The organism is Roseomonas alba (genome assembly GCF_019430885.1).
Lineage (GTDB): Bacteria > Pseudomonadota > Alphaproteobacteria > Acetobacterales > Acetobacteraceae > Neoroseomonas > Neoroseomonas alba.
The window spans coordinates 237,924-253,617 of sequence record NZ_JAHYBZ010000004.1 but is presented as its reverse complement, the minus strand read 5'-3'; the positions used below and the strand labels follow the sequence as shown (position 1 = coordinate 253,617).

14 protein-coding genes are annotated in these 15,694 nt (G+C 70.8%); 5 read left to right on the top strand and 9 right to left on the bottom strand.

Features of this window, described 5'->3' with window-relative positions; all coding sequences use genetic code 11:
* Positions 1–31 precede the first annotated feature (31 nt).
* The 7 genes from KPL78_RS12925 to KPL78_RS12895 form a co-directional block, all read right to left on the bottom strand.
* A complete protein-coding gene (locus tag KPL78_RS12925; protein ID WP_219763374.1) occupies positions 32–829 on the bottom strand; it encodes an ABC transporter ATP-binding protein in 798 nt (265 codons plus the stop codon).
* Complete coding sequence (locus KPL78_RS12920; protein WP_369412745.1) at positions 826–1,887, bottom strand: FecCD family ABC transporter permease; 1,062 nt, start codon at positions 1,885–1,887, stop codon at positions 826–828. Before KPL78_RS12920 ends, KPL78_RS12925 begins: the two co-directional genes overlap by 4 nt.
* Entirely contained in the window at positions 1,884–3,011 is a 1,128-nt protein-coding gene (locus KPL78_RS12915; protein ID WP_219763373.1) for an ABC transporter substrate-binding protein, read from the bottom strand. The genes KPL78_RS12920 and KPL78_RS12915 overlap by 4 nt, the downstream gene beginning before the upstream one ends.
* A complete protein-coding gene (locus KPL78_RS12910) occupies positions 3,008–3,868 on the bottom strand; it encodes an alpha/beta hydrolase (protein WP_219763372.1) in 861 nt (286 codons plus the stop codon). The genes KPL78_RS12915 and KPL78_RS12910 overlap by 4 nt, the downstream gene beginning before the upstream one ends.
* A 266-nt stretch (positions 3,869–4,134) precedes the next feature.
* On the bottom strand, positions 4,135–4,734 hold the full coding sequence (locus KPL78_RS12905) for a hypothetical protein (protein ID WP_219763371.1): 600 nt from the start codon (positions 4,732–4,734) through the stop codon (positions 4,135–4,137).
* Between the two features lie 69 nt (positions 4,735–4,803).
* The gene (locus KPL78_RS12900) at positions 4,804–7,053 is read right to left on the bottom strand and encodes a heavy metal translocating P-type ATPase (protein ID WP_255568949.1); all 2,250 of its coding nucleotides are present in this window, start codon (positions 7,051–7,053) and stop codon (positions 4,804–4,806) included.
* A 264-nt stretch (positions 7,054–7,317) separates the two neighbouring features.
* On the bottom strand, positions 7,318–8,655 hold the full coding sequence (locus KPL78_RS12895) for an Nramp family divalent metal transporter (RefSeq protein ID WP_219763370.1): 1,338 nt from the start codon (positions 8,653–8,655) through the stop codon (positions 7,318–7,320).
* Between the two features lie 61 nt (positions 8,656–8,716).
* Between KPL78_RS12895 and mntR the strand changes: the two genes are divergently transcribed.
* Together mntR and KPL78_RS12885 are read left to right on the top strand one after the other, a co-directional pair.
* Positions 8,717–9,172, top strand: a complete 456-nt coding sequence (mntR, locus tag KPL78_RS12890; RefSeq protein ID WP_255568948.1) for a manganese-binding transcriptional regulator MntR — start codon at positions 8,717–8,719, stop codon at positions 9,170–9,172.
* Positions 9,169–9,594, top strand: coding sequence for a MerR family transcriptional regulator (locus tag KPL78_RS12885; RefSeq protein WP_219763368.1), 426 nt, complete (start codon positions 9,169–9,171; stop codon positions 9,592–9,594). Before mntR ends, KPL78_RS12885 begins: the two co-directional genes overlap by 4 nt.
* A 72-nt stretch (positions 9,595–9,666) precedes the next feature.
* Here KPL78_RS12885 and KPL78_RS12880 read toward each other — a convergent pair whose 3' ends face one another.
* A complete protein-coding gene (locus KPL78_RS12880; protein ID WP_219763367.1) occupies positions 9,667–10,392 on the bottom strand; it encodes an SDR family oxidoreductase in 726 nt (241 codons plus the stop codon).
* A 150-nt stretch (positions 10,393–10,542) separates the two neighbouring features.
* Between KPL78_RS12880 and KPL78_RS12875 the strand changes: the two genes are divergently transcribed.
* Positions 10,543–11,505 (top strand): AraC family transcriptional regulator, encoded by a 963-nt coding sequence (locus KPL78_RS12875; protein ID WP_219763366.1) that lies wholly within the window; start codon positions 10,543–10,545, stop codon positions 11,503–11,505.
* A 203-nt stretch (positions 11,506–11,708) separates the two neighbouring features.
* Here the strand turns inward: KPL78_RS12875 and gph are convergent, their stop codons facing one another.
* Positions 11,709–12,356 carry a phosphoglycolate phosphatase gene (gene gph / locus KPL78_RS12870; RefSeq protein WP_219763365.1) on the bottom strand — a complete coding sequence of 216 codons (648 nt, stop codon included), beginning with the start codon at positions 12,354–12,356 and terminating at the stop codon, positions 11,709–11,711.
* Positions 12,357–12,490: 134 nt separating this feature from the next.
* On the opposite strand from gph, the gene glmU reads away from it, so the two are divergent.
* Together glmU and glmS are read left to right on the top strand one after the other, a co-directional pair.
* The gene (gene glmU, locus KPL78_RS12865; protein WP_219763364.1) at positions 12,491–13,870 is read left to right on the top strand and encodes a bifunctional UDP-N-acetylglucosamine diphosphorylase/glucosamine-1-phosphate N-acetyltransferase GlmU; all 1,380 of its coding nucleotides are present in this window, start codon (positions 12,491–12,493) and stop codon (positions 13,868–13,870) included.
* Positions 13,870–15,693, top strand: a complete 1,824-nt coding sequence (gene glmS / locus KPL78_RS12860; RefSeq protein WP_219763363.1) for a glutamine--fructose-6-phosphate transaminase (isomerizing) — start codon at positions 13,870–13,872, stop codon at positions 15,691–15,693. The genes glmU and glmS overlap by 1 nt, the downstream gene beginning before the upstream one ends.
* Position 15,694: the final 1 nt, after the last annotated feature.

Here is a 15,694-nt window from a genome sequence, read left to right as displayed (position 1 = left end):
CAAGCGCGGCAATGGTGGAGGCGGAGGGACGCTATCCCGGCATCGCTCGTTCGCTGACCCCATCGATCAGCAGCGTCCGCCCGCCGCGCGAACACGGCTCGATCCGCGCTTCGACGCCATATACCTCGTCCAGCATCTCCGGCGTCAGCACGGTCTCGGATGGCCCGAAGCTGTGCGCCGCGCCCTGGTTCATCACCAGCAGGCAATCGGCCCAGCGGGCCGCGAGCGACAGGTCGTGCAGCACGACGATCACCGTGCGCCCTTCGCGCGCCAATTCGCCGAGCAGCCCCATCACCTCGAGCTGCCGGCGCAGGTCGAGCGCGCTGGTCGGTTCGTCCAGCAGCAGCAGCGGCGGGTCGCGGATGATCGCCTGGGCGAGCGCCACCATCTGGCGCTGCCCGCCCGACAGCGACTGCAACGGCGCCATGCCGAGATGGCCGAGCCGCAGCCGGTCCAGCACTTCCCCCACGCGATTCAGCAGCGCGGCCTCGCTGCCGCGGAGCATGCCATCGGGCATGGCGCGCCAGGCGCCGAGCAACGCCTCGATGACCGACAATCCGGTATCCTGCGGCAGAGCCTGCGGCATGAAGGCGAGGTGATGGGCGCGCTCGCGTGCCGGCATGCCGATCAACTCGCGATCGCCGAAGCGGATCGACCCCTGCGCATGGACCAGGCCGGCGATGGCGCGCAGCAGGGTGGATTTGCCGGCGGCGTTCGGACCGACCAGGGCGGTGACGCAGCCGCTCGGGATCGGGCCGCAGGTCAGGCCGCGCAGCACCGGGCGATGGCGGTAGCCAGCGGTGACGCCGGCAAGTGTCAGCCCGTTCATCCGCGCCTCCGCCCGCCGAGGATCAGCAGGATGAAGACCGGCAGCCCAACCAGGGCGGTGACGATGCCAAGCGGCAGCACAGCGCCGGGCACCAGCATCTCGGAGGCCGAGGCAGCGAGCGACATGATCGCGGCACCACACAGCAGGCTGCCGGGCAGCAGGAAGCGATGATCCTCGCCCAGCAGCAGCCGCGCGACATGCGGGGCGACAAGCCCGATGAATCCGATGGTGCCGACCATGGCGACGGCGACGGCGGCGAGAAGCGAGATGCGCAGCAGCGCGGCGAAGCGCAGCGCGCCGATATCGACGCCGAGGCCGCGGGCGCGCTCCTCGCCGAGCCGCAGCACGGTCAGCCGCCAGGCGGCGCGCCAGGAGAAGGGGATCACCGCCACCAGCACGATGGCGACCAGCGCGATGCCGTCCCATTGCGTGCGGCCCAGGCTGCCCAGTGTCCAGAAGACGAGTTGCTGCAAGGCGTCCTGGCTGGCGACGAACTGGATCAGCGCGACGATGGCGTTGAAGGTGAAGACCAGCGCGATGCCGAGCAGCACCAGCGTTTCCACCCCCGCGCCGCGGAAGCGGATGACCAGTTGCAGCAGCGCGACGGAGGCAAAGGCGAAGAGGAACGCATTCCCCGACACCGCCCAGCGCGCCGGCAGGCCCGGGATCGTCAGGCCGAGCACGATGGCGAGTGCCGCCCCGCAGGCCGCCGCCGAGGAGACGCCGAGGGTGAAGGGGCTGGCAAGCGGGTTGTTGAGGATGGTCTGCATTTCCGCCCCCGCGGCGGCGAGCGCCATGCCGACCAGCGCCGCCATGACGGCGGGCGGCAGCCGCGCCTGCCAGACCACGGTCCGCGACAGCGGCGTGGCCGAGGACGGATCGAACAGCGCGCGCAGCGCATCGGCCGCCGACAGCGCCGAAGGGCCGATCGCGATATCGGCCAGGAAGGCCGCGACCGCGATGACGGCCAGCACGCCCAGCACCAGCCGTCGGCGGCGCAGGCTGGCGCGATAGGCCGCGATCGCGCCGGCGGAGCCCTCGGACAGGACCGCGCTCACCGCAGATCGACCCAGTAGGTGCCCTGCATCTTGATGGACAGGAAGCGGTCGTTGAGCTCGGCGAGCGAGGCATCGGGCGTGATGCCCTGCATGCGATCCGGGTGCAGCCAGCGGGCCAGGGCCTCGACGGCCAGGTAATGGGCGGGCGTGTCGTTGAAGCCGTGCCACAGCGCATGGGCGCGGCCGGCCCGCACGGCCGACAGGTTGTCGAGGCCGGTGGTCTCGATGACGCGGGCGAGGCCGTCGCGCGCCTCCGGCGCCGTGGCGCCGGTGCCCATGGTGATGCCGCCGCGCGCGCCGCCGAAGGGCCCGCCCGTCGCGACATAGGCGAAGGGATCGGCCGAGAGGATGTATTCCAGGCTGAGCTGGCCCATCTGGCCGGTCAGCACGCCCTCAGCGATGCTGCGCCCGCCGGCGGCGTGGACCATGCTGGTGAAGATGCCGCTGCCGGCCGAGAAGCAGCAGGCGGTGCCGCCGGCATGCGCATGGACGAGGATCGGCAGCTTGGGTTCGACCGACCCGACGCGCGCGGCAACTTGGTCCATCTTGGTGCGGTAATAGGCGTTGAAAGCGGCTGCCTGTTCCGAACGGCCGATCAGCGCGCCGAGGATGGCGACGCTGGGTTCGGAATCCATCAGCGGATCGGCGAAGAAATCGATCACGGCGCAGGGCAGCCCCGCGGCGTCGAGCCGCCGGACCAGCCCGCCATCCGGCCCGCCGGCGGTGAAGCGGCTGAGCAGCACGAGATCCGGTTGCAGGCCGAGAATGCCCTCGAAGGAGATGGTGTCGACCGGGCCGCGGCCGATGATGGGGATGCGGTCCACCCCCGGCGCGTGCGCGCGGAGCTGGGCGTATTCCGGCGCGTTCGCTTGGCGAAGGTCGGCGGACCACCCGGCGATCAGGCTCAGCGGGTCGGGGTCGATCAGGGCGAGCGCCGGCAGGTGGCGCCCCTGGGTCAGCACGATGCGGCGCGCGGGGCGCGGCAGGCGCACCTCGCGGCCGAGCAGGTCCTTCACCACCACCGCCTCACCAGCCCGGGCGAGGGCCGGGGCGGCCAAGGGGGCGAGCAGCAGGGGCAGGGCGCGGCGCGACAGCAGGGGCGCCGAGCGGCGTGACGGGGTCATGGCCTGGTTCCGGTGAGATCTGGGGCGGGGCCGGCGGGCAGCGCGAAGCGCAGCGCCGGGCCGAGCGCGGCATGGACCGCGGAGCCGTGATTCTCCTCCGGGAGGATGCGGAAGACATCGGCGGGCAGGCGGTCGGCGAAGGCGCGGGCGTTGGTGATCAGGCGATGGGAGCGGCGGCGGGCCGCGTGGGGGTCCTCGCCGGGCGTCTCGGGGGGTTCCTCCTCGCCGCCCACGGCGATCATTACGCGGGCGCGGTTGGCGGGCAGGCTGGCATGCCGGGCCTCGAGGTCGCGCAGCAGCGCGCCACCATTCCACCAGAGCGACGGGCTGACCGCGACGATGCGGGCGAACGCTTCCGGCCGGGTCAGCAGCAGATGCAGCGCCAGCAGCCCGCCGAGGGAATGGCCGAACAGCGCCTGTCGCGCCGGGTCGATCGGCGCGAGGCCGGCGAGCAGCGGCTTCACCTGGGTTTCCAGCACTTCGATGAAGGCGTCGGCGCCGCCGGTCTCGGTCCAGGCACCGCCATCGGGGCGTTCGCCGAGCGTCGCGGGATCGGCGGCGGGGGTGTAGTCGAAGGTGCGGCGGTTGCGGTCGAAGGGGCCATCCACCGAGTAGCCGATGCCGACGATGACGCCCGGCGCGACGCCGGTCGCCGGGCCGCGGGGGGCCTGGATGCGCAGGGCCTCGACCATGCTCGCGAAGACCGCGTTGCCGTCGAGGTGATAGAGGACGGGAAACCCTCCGGCGGGGATCGGCCCGCGCGGGACGGCGACCATGACGCGATAGGCCCCGCCATTGGCGCCCGCGAGGTCGAAGCGCTGCGCCCCGGCGATGGTGACATCGGTGGCGGTGGTCATGGCCTGGAACGCGGCGCGGTGCATACGATGGGAACGGGGTCTGTGCGCATCATCGTCAGGTGTGGGGCAGGGCCGCGTCGGGTGCGGCGCTCCAGCCGCAGGTGGGGATGAGAAGCATTCTCATCTTCTCCCCATGTAGCGGAAACCGTGCCGGACGGTCCAGCCACCCTCACCGCGGGGGCGGGCGATGGCATGGATGCCCGGACAGGACGCGCGGGGCAGTCGGCCCAGGTCCCCTGCAGCCGCTGTTGGCTGGGGCCGGCGCTTCAGCGGGTCGCGGGGGCCGCCGTCGCCTCCCACAGCGCGCGGACATGGCCGGCGGGGATGTTGGCCTCGACATAGGCGGCACTGCCGGTCAGGCGGGCGCGCAGCGGGGCGCCAGCCTCGGCGGCCTGGCGCACCATGTCGGTTGGGAAGGTCAGCATCAGCGTTTCGGCGAAGAGGCAGCCGGCGCCGGCGCATTGCGTGTCGCGCGACAGGACCTGCAGCGGGATGTCCGTGCCCTGTCGCGTGGCGGCATGCGCGAATCCCGCCGCGCGGCGCGCATTGCTGATGCTGACCAGGGCGCGATAGGCGGTCGCGCCGTCCGATCGCTGGCGTTCCGCGCCGAAGCTGGTGACGATCATCGGCAGGCTGTTCGGCGACCCGGTCTGCAGCCGCGGCGAGACGGTGAAGAGAACCGCCGGATTGCCTGGCTCATCCCGCACCTGCACCGAGGCCGGCCGCGCGGCGGCGGCAGCCCGGCCGAGGCTGCGCGCATCGAGGCTCGCCTCGGGCGAGAGGCTGTCGACGGCGGTCCGCTCGCCCGGCGCGGCGCAGGCAGTGAGAAGCATCAGGGCGGCCAGGCCGCGCGGGAGAAGGGTCATCGTCACCGGAGCCGTCGCTGTCTGGGTGCCGGTGGTGGCACGACAGCGGCGACGGTTCCAGGGGGCGCGCTACGCCGCAGGCCGCCAGCGCAGCAGCCGCAGCGCGTTGAGCGTGACCAGCACCGTGGCGCCGGTATCGGCCAGGATGGCCGGCCACAGGCCGGTGACGCCGATCAGCGTGGTGACCAGGAAGACGCCCTTCAGCCCGACCGCGACGGCGACGTTTTCCTTCACATTGCGCAGGGTCGCGCGGGACAGGCCGACCAGTTCCGCGACGCCGGAGACGCGGTCCTTCAGCACGGCGGCGTCGGCGGTCTCGAGCGCGACATCGGTGCCGCCGCCCATCGCCACGCCGACCGTCGCGGCGGCGAGGGCCGGGGCGTCGTTGATGCCGTCGCCCACCATCACCACCGCGCCATCCTCGCGCAGCGCGGCGATGGCGCGCAGCTTGTCGTCGGGCAGCAGTTCCGCCTGGGCCTCCAGGCCGAGCCCCTCGGCGATCGCCGTCGCGGTGCGGGCATTGTCGCCGGTCAGCATCACCGGGCGCAGCCCGAGCGCCCGGATGGCCGCGACGCCGGACGGCGCATCGCCGCGGGGTTCGTCGCGCAGCGCGATCAGCCCGGCGGCGGCGCCATCGGCGATGACCACGGCGACGGTCTTGCCCTCGCTTTCGCAGAGCGCGACGGCGTCGGCGAGCGGACCCAGATCGGCACCTTCCTCCCGCGCATGGCGCGGGCTGCCGATGCTGATGCGGCGGCCGTCGACGAGGCCGGTCACGGCACGGCCGGGGATCGCGCCCTGGGCGTCGGCCGGCGGGATGGCGACGCCGCGCGACTCGGCCTCGGCCAGGATGGCGCGGGCGAGGGGGTGGGAGGAGCCCTGCTCCACCGCGGCGGCCATGGCCAGCAGCGCGGCCTCGTCGCCGCCCGCGGCGGGCAGCAGGTCGGTCACGCGGGGCCGGCCCTCGGTCAGCGTGCCGGTCTTGTCGAAGGCGACGTGGCGCGCCTGGCCGAGCGCTTCCAGCGCCGCGCCGCCCTTGATCAGCAGCCCGCGCCGCGCCCCGGCCGACAGCCCCGAGGCCATCGCGGCAGGCACTGAGATCACCAGCGCGCAGGGGCAGGCGATCAGCAGCACGGCGAGGCCGCGATAGAGGCTCGTCTCCCAGTCCCAGCCGAAGAGGAACGGCGTGAGGAGGATCACCGCGGCGGAAACCGCCATTGCCCCGGGTGTCCACCAGGCCGCGAAGCGCTCGATGAAGCGCTGGGTGGGCGCGCGGGAGGCGGTCGCTTCCTCCACCATGCGGATGATGCGGGCGATGGTGTTGTCGGCGGCCGCGCGCGTGACGCGGATGCGCAGCGCGCCCTCGGCATTGATGCTGCCGGCGACGACGGCGTCCCCGGGGGCGCGGGTGACCGGGATGCTCTCCCCGGTCACGGGGCTCTCGTCGAGGGCGGAGGTGCCGTCCTCGATCACGCCGTCGCAGGGCACGCGGTCGCCGGGGCGCACCAGGACCAGGTCATTGATGGCGAGGCGTTCGGCCGGGATCTGTTCGGTGGTGCCGTCGGGTCCGAGACGCAGCGCGATGCGCGGGATCAGCGCGGCCAGCGCCCGGATGCCGTCCCGCGCGCGGCCGGCGGCGACCCCTTCCAGCATCTCGCCCAGGGCGAAGAGCAGGACGACGACGGCGGCTTCCTCCGCCGCGCCGATCACCACGGCGCCGAGGGCGGCGGTGACCATTAGCGTCTCGATGGAAAAAGGGCTGCCGGCGCGGGCGAGGGCGAAGGCGCGGCGGCCGAAGGGGATCAGCGCGACAAGGGTCGCGGCGAGGAAGAGCGGGTAGGTGAAGTTGTGCGGCAGCGCGAGCGACAGCGCATAGGCGCCGACCACCAGCCCGCCGAGCAGCCAGACCAGCTTCGCCTTGCCGGTGGCGTACCAGGGCTTGCCGGCATCGGCGGGGGAATCATGGTCGTGACCGTGGGCCGCGGGGGCCTCCCCGGCGGCGTCGTGGCCGTGATCATGATCGTGGTCATGGTCATGGTCATGGTCATGGTCATGGTCATGGTCGTGGTGATGCGCCGGCGCGGCCGGCGCCACGCCATCGATCGGGCTGACCGTGTAGCCGAGCGCAGTGACCTGCCGGATGATGGCCTCGGCGCTGCCTGTGTCGGGGACGAGCGTCGCGGTCAGCCGCTCCGACATCAGGTTGACCGAGACCTCGGACACGCCGGGCAGCCTTTCGACCGCCTTCGTCACCTTCATCACGCAGGCGGCGCAATCCATGCCCTCGACGCGCCACTGCACCTTGTTCTGCGATCCCATCAACCGTGGCTCCTCAGCTCACGGATATGGGTATGGGGCCTCCAGCGGCTGGAGGTTCAAGAGGCGAATTCGTGTCATGCCAGCGGCACGGGTCTCGTGCCGAGGCCGCGACGAGTTCCCGGTCACCTTGCCCTGCAACATGACCGGGGTACCGGAATGCGGCTCGCCGGCAGCCCGGTGAAGTCAGGCAGGCCGGTGGTTCGCGCCCGACATCCGATGGCCGGCACATGCGGATGCCGACGGTCCCGGACAGGGCCGTTGGCGTCAGTCCCCGAACAGCGCGTCGAACAGCACCTTGGTGTTCAGCACCAGGATCAGCAGCGCGCAGGCCCAGCCAAGCACGACCTGCCAGCGCGGCGCGGCGAGCGCGCCGAGCCGCCGCTTGTCCGATGCAAACATCATCAGCGGGATGACGGCGAAGGGAAGCTGCATGGACAGGATCACCTGGGACAGGATCAGCAGCTGTGCCGTTCCCGATTCCCCATAGTGCCAAGTGACGATCACCGCCGGGACGATGGCGATCAGCCGGGTGATCAGCCGCCGCGTCACCGGCGGCAGGCGGAAGCGCAGGAAGCCTTCCATCACCACCTGGCCCGCCAGCGTCGCCGTGACCGTCGAGTTGACGCCCGACAGCAGCAGCGCCACGGCGAACAGCGTCGCAGCCAGCGTCCCGCCCAGCAGCGGGGTCATGAGCTGGTAGGCGTCCTGGATCTCCGCGACTTCCGTGTTGCCCGACGTGTGGAAGACCGCGGCGGCGGTGATGAGGATCGCGGAGTTGATCATCAGCGCGAGGCCAAGGGCGATGGAGCTGTCCCAGGTGGCGAAGCGGATCGCCTCCCTGCGGCCGGCCTCGCTGTCCTCCCAGGCGCGGGACTGCACCACGGCAGTGTGCAGGTAGAGGTTGTGGGGCATCACCGTCGCACCCAGGATACCGATGGCGATGTAGAGCTGGGTCTGGTTCGTGACGATGCTGGTCGCCGGGATGTAGCCCCGCAGCACATCGCCCCAGACCGGGTTCGACAGCGCGATCTGCACCGCGAAGCAGCCGAAGATCAGCATGATCAGGCCGAAGATCAGGGCTTCGAGCCAGCGCACGCCCTTGTTCTGTAGCCACAGGATCAGGAAGGCATCGAGCGCGGTCAGCACGACACCGACCAGCAGCGGAATGCCGAACAGCAGTTCAAGCGCGATCGCCGTGCCGATCAGCTCGGCAAGGTCGGTGGCGCAGATCGCGGCCTCGGCGAAAAGCCACAGCGGATAGGCGACGGGCTTCGGGAAGCGTTCCCGGCAGAGCTGGGCGAGATCGCGCCCCGTGGCGACGCCCACCCGCGCACAGAGCGCCTGGAGCAGGATCGCCATCAGCGAGGAGAGCAGCGCGACCGAGAGCAGCGTGTAGCCGAAGGCCGATCCGCCGGCGAGCGCGGTCGCCCAGTTGCCCGGGTCCATGTAGCCGACCGCGACCAGATAGCCCGGCCCCATGAAGGCGAACAGCTTGCGCAGGAACCCCCCGGCATTGGGCACCGCTACGGAGCGGTGCACCTCCGGCAGACTGGGGGCCGGGCCGGGAAGTGCCGCAGCAGCAGTGTCCGAGGGCGGGGTCATGCAGTGTCTCCGAAAGTTAGCCTAGGCTAAGAAGTGTTCGGGCGGCTATCAAGAGGGTCAATTGCGGAATCGCCAGTCTCAGATGCCACGTCGTTCGCTTCCCCCCGCCGAGGACCAGGCCGCCCGCTTCGCGCGGCAGCGGGAGGCGGACCGCACCGCCACGGCGGAGGACTATGTCGAACTGATCGCCGACCTGCTGCGGGTGGAAGGCGAGGCGCGGGCCGTGGACCTGGCGCGCCGCATGGGCGTGTCCCAGGCGACGGTCACCGCGACGGTCGGGCGGCTGCAGCGCGACGGGCTGGTCGAGACCAAGCCCTATCGCGGCCTGTTCCTGACCGATGCGGGGACCGAGATGGCGACCACGGCCAAGGCGCGGCACGACCTGGTGGTGCGGTTCCTGATCGCCGTCGGGCTCGATCCCGAGACGGCGGAACAGGATGCGGAAGGTCTCGAACACCATGCGAGCGACAAGGCGCTGGCCGCCTTCGCCCGCTTCCTGGCGGAGCGCGACGGATGACCTATTCCATCGGCGACCTGGCCCGTGCGACGGGCGTGAAGCCCACCACCATCCGCTGGTACGAACAGGAGGGCTGGCTGCCCCCCGCGGCCCGCAGCGAAGGCGGCCACCGCGTCTATGCCGAGGCGCATCTGCGCCGGCTCGGCTTCATCCGCCACGCGCGGGAACTGGGGTTCGAGAGTGCCGCGATCCGCGCATTGCTGGACCTGGCCAGCCATCCGGAGGCCGATTGCGGGCAGGCGCATGACCTCGCCACGGCGCAGATCCGCGAGATCGACGCGCGCATGCGGCGGCTGGCCGCACTGCGCGCGGAACTGGAACGGATGGCGACGAGCTGCGCCGGCGGGGTGGTCGGGGAATGCCGGGTGATCGAGACACTGGCGGATTTCGACCACGGGCATTGCAGCGACCCGGCGCATTGAGAGGGGCGGGAGGGCCCTTCGGGGAGCCGGCCTGCTTGCCCGAAGGCCGACCCCGAAGTGCCGGGTTCTCCCCTACATGTTGGCGGCCGTGGGACGCACGATCACCTCGTTGACGTCCACGCCTTCGGGTTGCGCGAGCGCGTAGTGGATGGCGCGGGCGATCGCATCGGGGGTGAGCGACTTCTGCCGCCAATCCTTGAGCGCGGCGGCTACCTGCGGGTCGGTGATGTCGTTGCCCAGTTCGGTCGCGACGACGCCGGGCGAGATGATGGTGGCGCGGATGTCGTCATGCTCCTGCCGCAGCCCCTCGGTGATCGCCCACACGGCATATTTGGTGGCGCAATAGACCGCGGCCGTCGGCAGCACGAGATGTGCGCCGACCGACGCGACATTGACGACATGGCCGTTCCCGCGCGCCACGAAGCGCGGCAGGACCGCGGCGATGCCGTTCAGGACGCCGTGGATGTTGACATCGATCATTCGTGTCCATTCGTCCCGCTTCAGCGCGGCGAGCGGTGACAGCGGCATGATCCCCGCATTGTTCACCAGCACGTCGATCCGGCCGAACCGCGCTTCGGCGGCCTCGGCGAAGGCGCCGAAGCTGTCCGGGTCCGTGACATCGAGTTCGCGCCAGTCGACCTGTGCGCCCAATTCCTGCGCCAACGCCTTCAGGCGCTCGCTGCGGCGTGCGCCGATGAACAGCCTCGCGCCCGCCGCGGCCAGTTCGCGTACCGTCGCCTCGCCGATGCCGCTCGACGCGCCGGTGATGAGGACGATCTTCTCGCTAAGTCCCGTCATGCTGGTTCCTTTCCGTTCGGGAATTGCAGGGCAGGAGATGGCGCAACCGTCGCGGCGGGCGTTAGAGCGATCGTCCATGGGATTTGCACAATCCTACAAATCCTACAGGTGACGCTTGCCGGCCTTCGCGACATGGTGGATCAAGGGGGCATGGACGGGATCGATGAACTCGCCGCGCTCATCACGCGTCATGCGCCGGAAGCGGGCATGTCCGGAACGGCAGTGCCGCGGCTGTCGCTCATCCGGGCGAACAGGCCGACCGTGCCGGTGCCCGCGGTCTATGAGGCGTCTCTTTGCCTGATCGCCCAGGGATCGAAGCGCGTCTCCCTTGGCGAACACAGCGTTGTCTATGATGCGTCGCGCTACCTGCTAGTCTCGGTCGATCTGCCGCTGGTCGGTCATGTGCTCGAAGCCAGTCCGGGCGCGCCCTATCTCTGTTGCAAGATGGATCTCGACCTGGCGGCCCTTGCCGAGCTGACGGTCGCGGACCGCGGTGCCCCCGAGGCGGACGACTTGCCCACGCTGGCCGTCTATCCCAGCGATCCTGATCTGGTCGACGCCGTCTGTCGTCTGGTGAAGCTGCTCGGTCAGCCCGACAGCATTGCCGTGCTCGCACCACTTGTGGAGCGGGAGATTCTCTATCGCCTGCTGACCGGGCCGCACGGCGCGATGCTGCGGCGCATGGCGGCCGGGGACAGCCGCCTGAACCGGGTGACCCGCGCCATTGCCGCGATCCGGAATGGCTTCCGCGAGCAGTTGCGGATCGACACGATCGCCGCCGCGGCCGGCATGAGCGCCTCCTCCCTGCACGCCCATTTCAAGGCGATCACGCGGATGACGCCGCTCGAGTACCAGAAGCAGCTGCGCCTGCAGGAGGCGCGGCGGCTGATGCTTGCCGAAGGCACGAGCGCCGGGCTGGCCGGCTTTACGGTGGGCTATGACAGTCAATCGCAGTTCAGCCGGGAGTACCGCCGCATGTTCGGGGCCCCGCCGAGGCAGGACATCGAGCGCATGCAGATGGCTCTGGACCACATGACCGCGACGGCACACGCCGCCGGCGAACCGGCCGCGGGCTCTGCGACACGTGGCGGGCATTCCGGGCTGCCGGGCTGACCGGCGCCTCATCCGGGAACAGGGCACGCCAAGTCCACCGGATGGCCGCGCCCGAGCCCGGCGGCGCGGGGCGCGCGCCCGACAGCGTCATCTTGGCATCGACAAAGGGGCGTGTCGGGCGGCGGCTTGCCCCCTGTCGCACCCATGGGTAGCGGCGTTGCCGCCTCATGCCGGGTCAGCCGTGAGGTTGACCGTTATCGGTCCTATGCCAGCAGCGCCGCCATGATCCCCGGCAGATCCCCCGGGCGTGCGGCGACAGGCGCGCCGTTGGCCATGGCGATCGGCCCGTAGCCCCAGCCGGCGAAGATGCAGGGCACGCCGGCCCCTTCGGCCGCCTGCACGTCGTTGCGGTGGTCACCGATCATCACGGCGTGCGCGACCTCACCGCCGGCCGCCGCGAGGGTCGCCAGCAGGTGCTGCGGGTCGGGCTTGCGGACGGGGAAGGAATCGCCCCCACCGAGCGCGACGAAACGGTCGGCGAGGCCGAGATCGTCGAGCAGCTTGCGGGCGGCCTCCTCAGGCTTGTTGGTGCAGACGGCCATGCGCCAGCCCTCGGCGGCCAATTCGTCGAGGAGTTCGGGGATGCCATCGAAGGGCCGGGTCTGGTCGGAGGCGGCGGCGGTGTAGTCCGCGGTGAAGCGGTCGAGGGCGGCCTCGTCGAAGGGCTGGCCGCGGGCGGTCAGCGCCTTGGTGACCAGGGCGCGGACGCCGTCGCCGATCATGCCGATCACCTCCGGGCGGGTGAAACCGGCCAGTCCCAGGCTGGCCATGAGCCGGTCGAGCGAGGCATGGATGTCGGCCGCGCTGTCCACCAGCGTGCCATCGAGGTCGAAGACGGCGATCCTGTTCATACCCCATCGCTACGCAGCCCGGATGGTTCAGGCAAGAGACCGTTCCGTGCGCCGGGGCACCGCGACACACGCCGCAATGCGACTTGACCATCGTCGTGCTGGACGCGGCACCACGCGGCTTGTTACCGAAAGGCATGCCCGCCGCTGCCATCATCCTCGCTGCCGGTCTCGGGACCCGCATGCGATCGACCAAGCCCAAGGTCCTGCATCCGCTGGGAGGTAGGCCGATGATCCGGCACCTCCTGGCGTCGGTGGAGGCGCGTTTCGATCGCGTCGTGGTTGTCGTCGGACCCGACATGCCGGAGCTCGAAGCCGCGGTCGCGCCGCATGAGGTCGCGGTGCAGCGGGAGAGGCTGGGCACGGCGCATGCGGCGCTGGCGGCGATGCCGATGCTCGGCGGCTATGCGGGCGATGTGGCGGTGCTCTACGGCGACAATCCGCTGATCACGGCGGAGACGATGGGGCGGCTGCTCGCCGCGCGGGGCGGCGCCGACCTGGTGCTGCTGGCGATGCGCCCGGCCGATCCGGCGAAGTATGGCCGCGTCGTCACGGCCCCGGACGGCATGGTCGAACGCATCGTCGAATGGGCCGAGGCGACCGAGGCCGAGCGCGCCATCGGCCTGTGCAATGCCGGCGTGGTCTGCGCGGCATCGGTGGACCTCGCCCGCTGGCTGGCGGAAGTGCGCAACGACAATGCGAAGGGCGAATACTATCTGGGCGACGTGGTCGCGCTGGCGCGCGCCGAGGGTCGTCGGGTCGCCTTCGTCGAGGCGGCGGAATCCGAACTGCGCGGCATCAACAGCAAGGGCGAGCTCGCCGTCGCCGAGGCGGAGGTGCAGGCGGGGTTGCGCGCCGCCGCGATGGATGCCGGCGTGACCATGCTGGCGCCGGAAACAGTGCATCTGTGCCATGACACGGCTCTCGCGCCGGATGTCGTGCTGGAGCCGAACATCGTCTTCGGACCCGGGGTGAGCGTGGAGACGGGCGCCGTCATCCGCGCCTTCAGCCATCTGGAAGGCGCCACGGTGAAGCGGGATGCCATCATCGGCCCCTATGCGCGGCTGCGCCCGGGCACGGTGATCGAGCCGCATGCGCATGTCGGCAACTTCGTGGAACTGAAGGCCACGACGCTCGGTGAGGGCGCGAAGGCGAACCACCTGACCTATCTCGGCGATGCGACGGTCGGCGCGGGCGCCAACATCGGCGCGGGCACCATCACCTGCAACTACGACGGCGTGCACAAGCACCGCACCGAGATCGGCGAGGGCGCCTTCATTGGGTCGGACACCGCGCTCGTCGCGCCGGTGAAGGTCGGCGCGCGCGCGCTGGTCGGCGCGGGCAGCGTGATCACGACGAATGTGCCGGACGACGCGCTGGCGATCGCCCGCGGCCGGCAGTCCGTCTACGAGGGGCGAGGCTTCCAGGGCAAGAAGGGGAAGACCCCGTCCGATGACCGAAGCGCCGCGGGGCGCGCAGGTCTGAATCGGCCGGGCTCTCTGAAGGAGAAAATCTGATGTGCGGAATCGTCGGCGTCGTCGGGCGCGAGGCAGCCGCCCCGCGCATTCTCGAAGCTCTGCGGCGGCTGGAATATCGCGGCTATGACAGCGCGGGCATCGCCACGCTGGTGAACGGGCACATCGACCGTCGCCGCGCCGAGGGCAAGCTGTCCAACCTGGCCGCCGTGCTGGATGCCAGTCCGCTGCCGGGCACCACCGGCATCGGCCATACGCGCTGGGCGACGCATGGCGCACCGACCGAGCGCAACGCGCATCCGCACGGCACGGCGCGTGTTTCCGTGGTCCATAATGGCATCATCGAGAACCACGCCGAGCTGCGCGCGGAACTCGAAGCCAAGGGCCAGGCTTTCGAGACCGAGACGGACACCGAGACCTTCGCCCGCCTGGTGGACCAGAACCTGCTGGAGGGGCTGTCGCCCGAGCAGGCGGCCTCCTCCGCGTTGCGCCGTGCCCATGGGGCCTATGCGCTCGCCATGATCTTCACCGGCCATCCCCGCACGCTGATCTGCGCGCGGCAGGGCGCGCCACTGGCGGTCGGCTATGGCGAGGAGGAGATGTTTGTCGGCTCCGATGCGCTGGCGCTCGCGCCGCTGACGCGCCGCATCGCCTATCTCGAGGAGGGCGATTGGGCGGTGGTGAACGATGCCGGCGCGCAGTTCTTCGATGTGCATGATCGTCCCGTGGAGCGCGCTGTTCGTCTGACCGCCGTGTCGGGCGCCGCGACCGGCAAGGGCAACTACCGCCACTTCATGGAAAAGGAACTGCATGAGCATCCGGTCGTGCTGGGCGACACGCTGACCCAGTATCTCGACCCGATGTCGCGCAGCGTCAGCCTGCCGAAGCTGCCTTTCGACCCCGTGAAGGTGCCGCGGCTGACCATCACCGCCTGCGGGTCTGCCTTCCTCGCCGGCCAGGTCGGGCGCTACTGGATCGAGAAGCTCGCGCGCATCCCCGTCGATGCCGATGTCGCCTCCGAGTTCCGCTACCGCGAGCCGCCGCTGCCCGAGGGCGGGGCCGCGATCCTGGTCAGCCAGTCCGGCGAGACCGCCGACACCATGGCCGCGCTGCACCTGCTGCGCGCGCGTGGGCAGAAAGTGCTCTCGGTGGTCAACGTGCCCGAGAGCAGCATGGCGCGCGAAAGCGACGGCGCCGTGCTGACCGTCGCCGGCCCCGAGATCGGCGTGGCCTCAACCAAGGCTTTCACGGCGCAACTCGCGGTGCTGGCCTGCCTCGCCATCGGCTTCGGCCGCGCGCGCGGGACGATTTCCGTCGAGGATGAATCGAAGCTCACCGCCGCGCTGCTGGAAATCCCGGGCAATGCGGCGGCCGTCCTCGACAGCGACGAGGAGATCCGCGCCATGGCCGCCGAGGTGGCCAAGGCGCGCGACGTGCTGTTCCTCGGCCGCGGCTCACTGTTCCCGATCGCGATGGAAGGGGCGCTGAAGCTCAAGGAGATCAGCTACATCCATGCTGAGGGCTACGCCGCCGGCGAGATGAAGCACGGGCCCATCGCGTTGATCGATTCCGCGGTGCCGGTGATTTCCCTATGCCCGTCCGGGCCGATGTTCGAGAAGACCGCGTCCAACCTGCAGGAAGCGGCCGCGCGTGGCGGGCGGATCATGGCCTTCACGGACGACCTGGGCGCGATGAAGTTGCGCAGCTTCGCCGAGCGCGTCGTGGTGCTGCCGCGGGTGGGGTCGTTCTCGGCGCCGATCCTGCACGCCATCCCGGTGCAGCTCCTCGCCTACCATGTCGCGGTGCTGAAGGGGACGGATGTGGACCAGCCGCGGAATCTTGCGAAGAGCGTGACGGTGGAGTGAG

What these genes read in the sequence shown, in the direction of transcription:
- glmS (WP_219763363.1), top strand. Translation starts at nt 13,870, where the DNA reads ATGTGCGGAATCGTCGGCGTCGTCGGGCGCGAGGCAGCCGCCCCGCGC.
- KPL78_RS12915 (WP_219763373.1), bottom strand. Translation starts at nt 3,011, where the DNA reads ATGACCCCGTCACGCCGCTCGGCGCCCCTGCTGTCGCGCCGCGCCCTG.
- gph (WP_219763365.1), bottom strand. Translation starts at nt 12,356, where the DNA reads ATGAACAGGATCGCCGTCTTCGACCTCGATGGCACGCTGGTGGACAGC.
- glmU (WP_219763364.1), top strand. Translation starts at nt 12,491, where the DNA reads ATGCCCGCCGCTGCCATCATCCTCGCTGCCGGTCTCGGGACCCGCATG.
- KPL78_RS12885 (WP_219763368.1), top strand. Translation starts at nt 9,169, where the DNA reads ATGACCTATTCCATCGGCGACCTGGCCCGTGCGACGGGCGTGAAGCCC.
- KPL78_RS12905 (WP_219763371.1), bottom strand. Translation starts at nt 4,734, where the DNA reads ATGACCCTTCTCCCGCGCGGCCTGGCCGCCCTGATGCTTCTCACTGCC.
- KPL78_RS12900 (WP_255568949.1), bottom strand. Translation starts at nt 7,053, where the DNA reads ATGGGATCGCAGAACAAGGTGCAGTGGCGCGTCGAGGGCATGGATTGC.
- KPL78_RS12910 (WP_219763372.1), bottom strand. Translation starts at nt 3,868, where the DNA reads ATGACCACCGCCACCGATGTCACCATCGCCGGGGCGCAGCGCTTCGAC.
- KPL78_RS12880 (WP_219763367.1), bottom strand. Translation starts at nt 10,392, where the DNA reads ATGACGGGACTTAGCGAGAAGATCGTCCTCATCACCGGCGCGTCGAGC.
- KPL78_RS12925 (WP_219763374.1), bottom strand. Translation starts at nt 829, where the DNA reads ATGAACGGGCTGACACTTGCCGGCGTCACCGCTGGCTACCGCCATCGC.
- KPL78_RS12895 (WP_219763370.1), bottom strand. Translation starts at nt 8,655, where the DNA reads ATGACCCCGCCCTCGGACACTGCTGCTGCGGCACTTCCCGGCCCGGCC.
- KPL78_RS12875 (WP_219763366.1), top strand. Translation starts at nt 10,543, where the DNA reads ATGGACGGGATCGATGAACTCGCCGCGCTCATCACGCGTCATGCGCCG.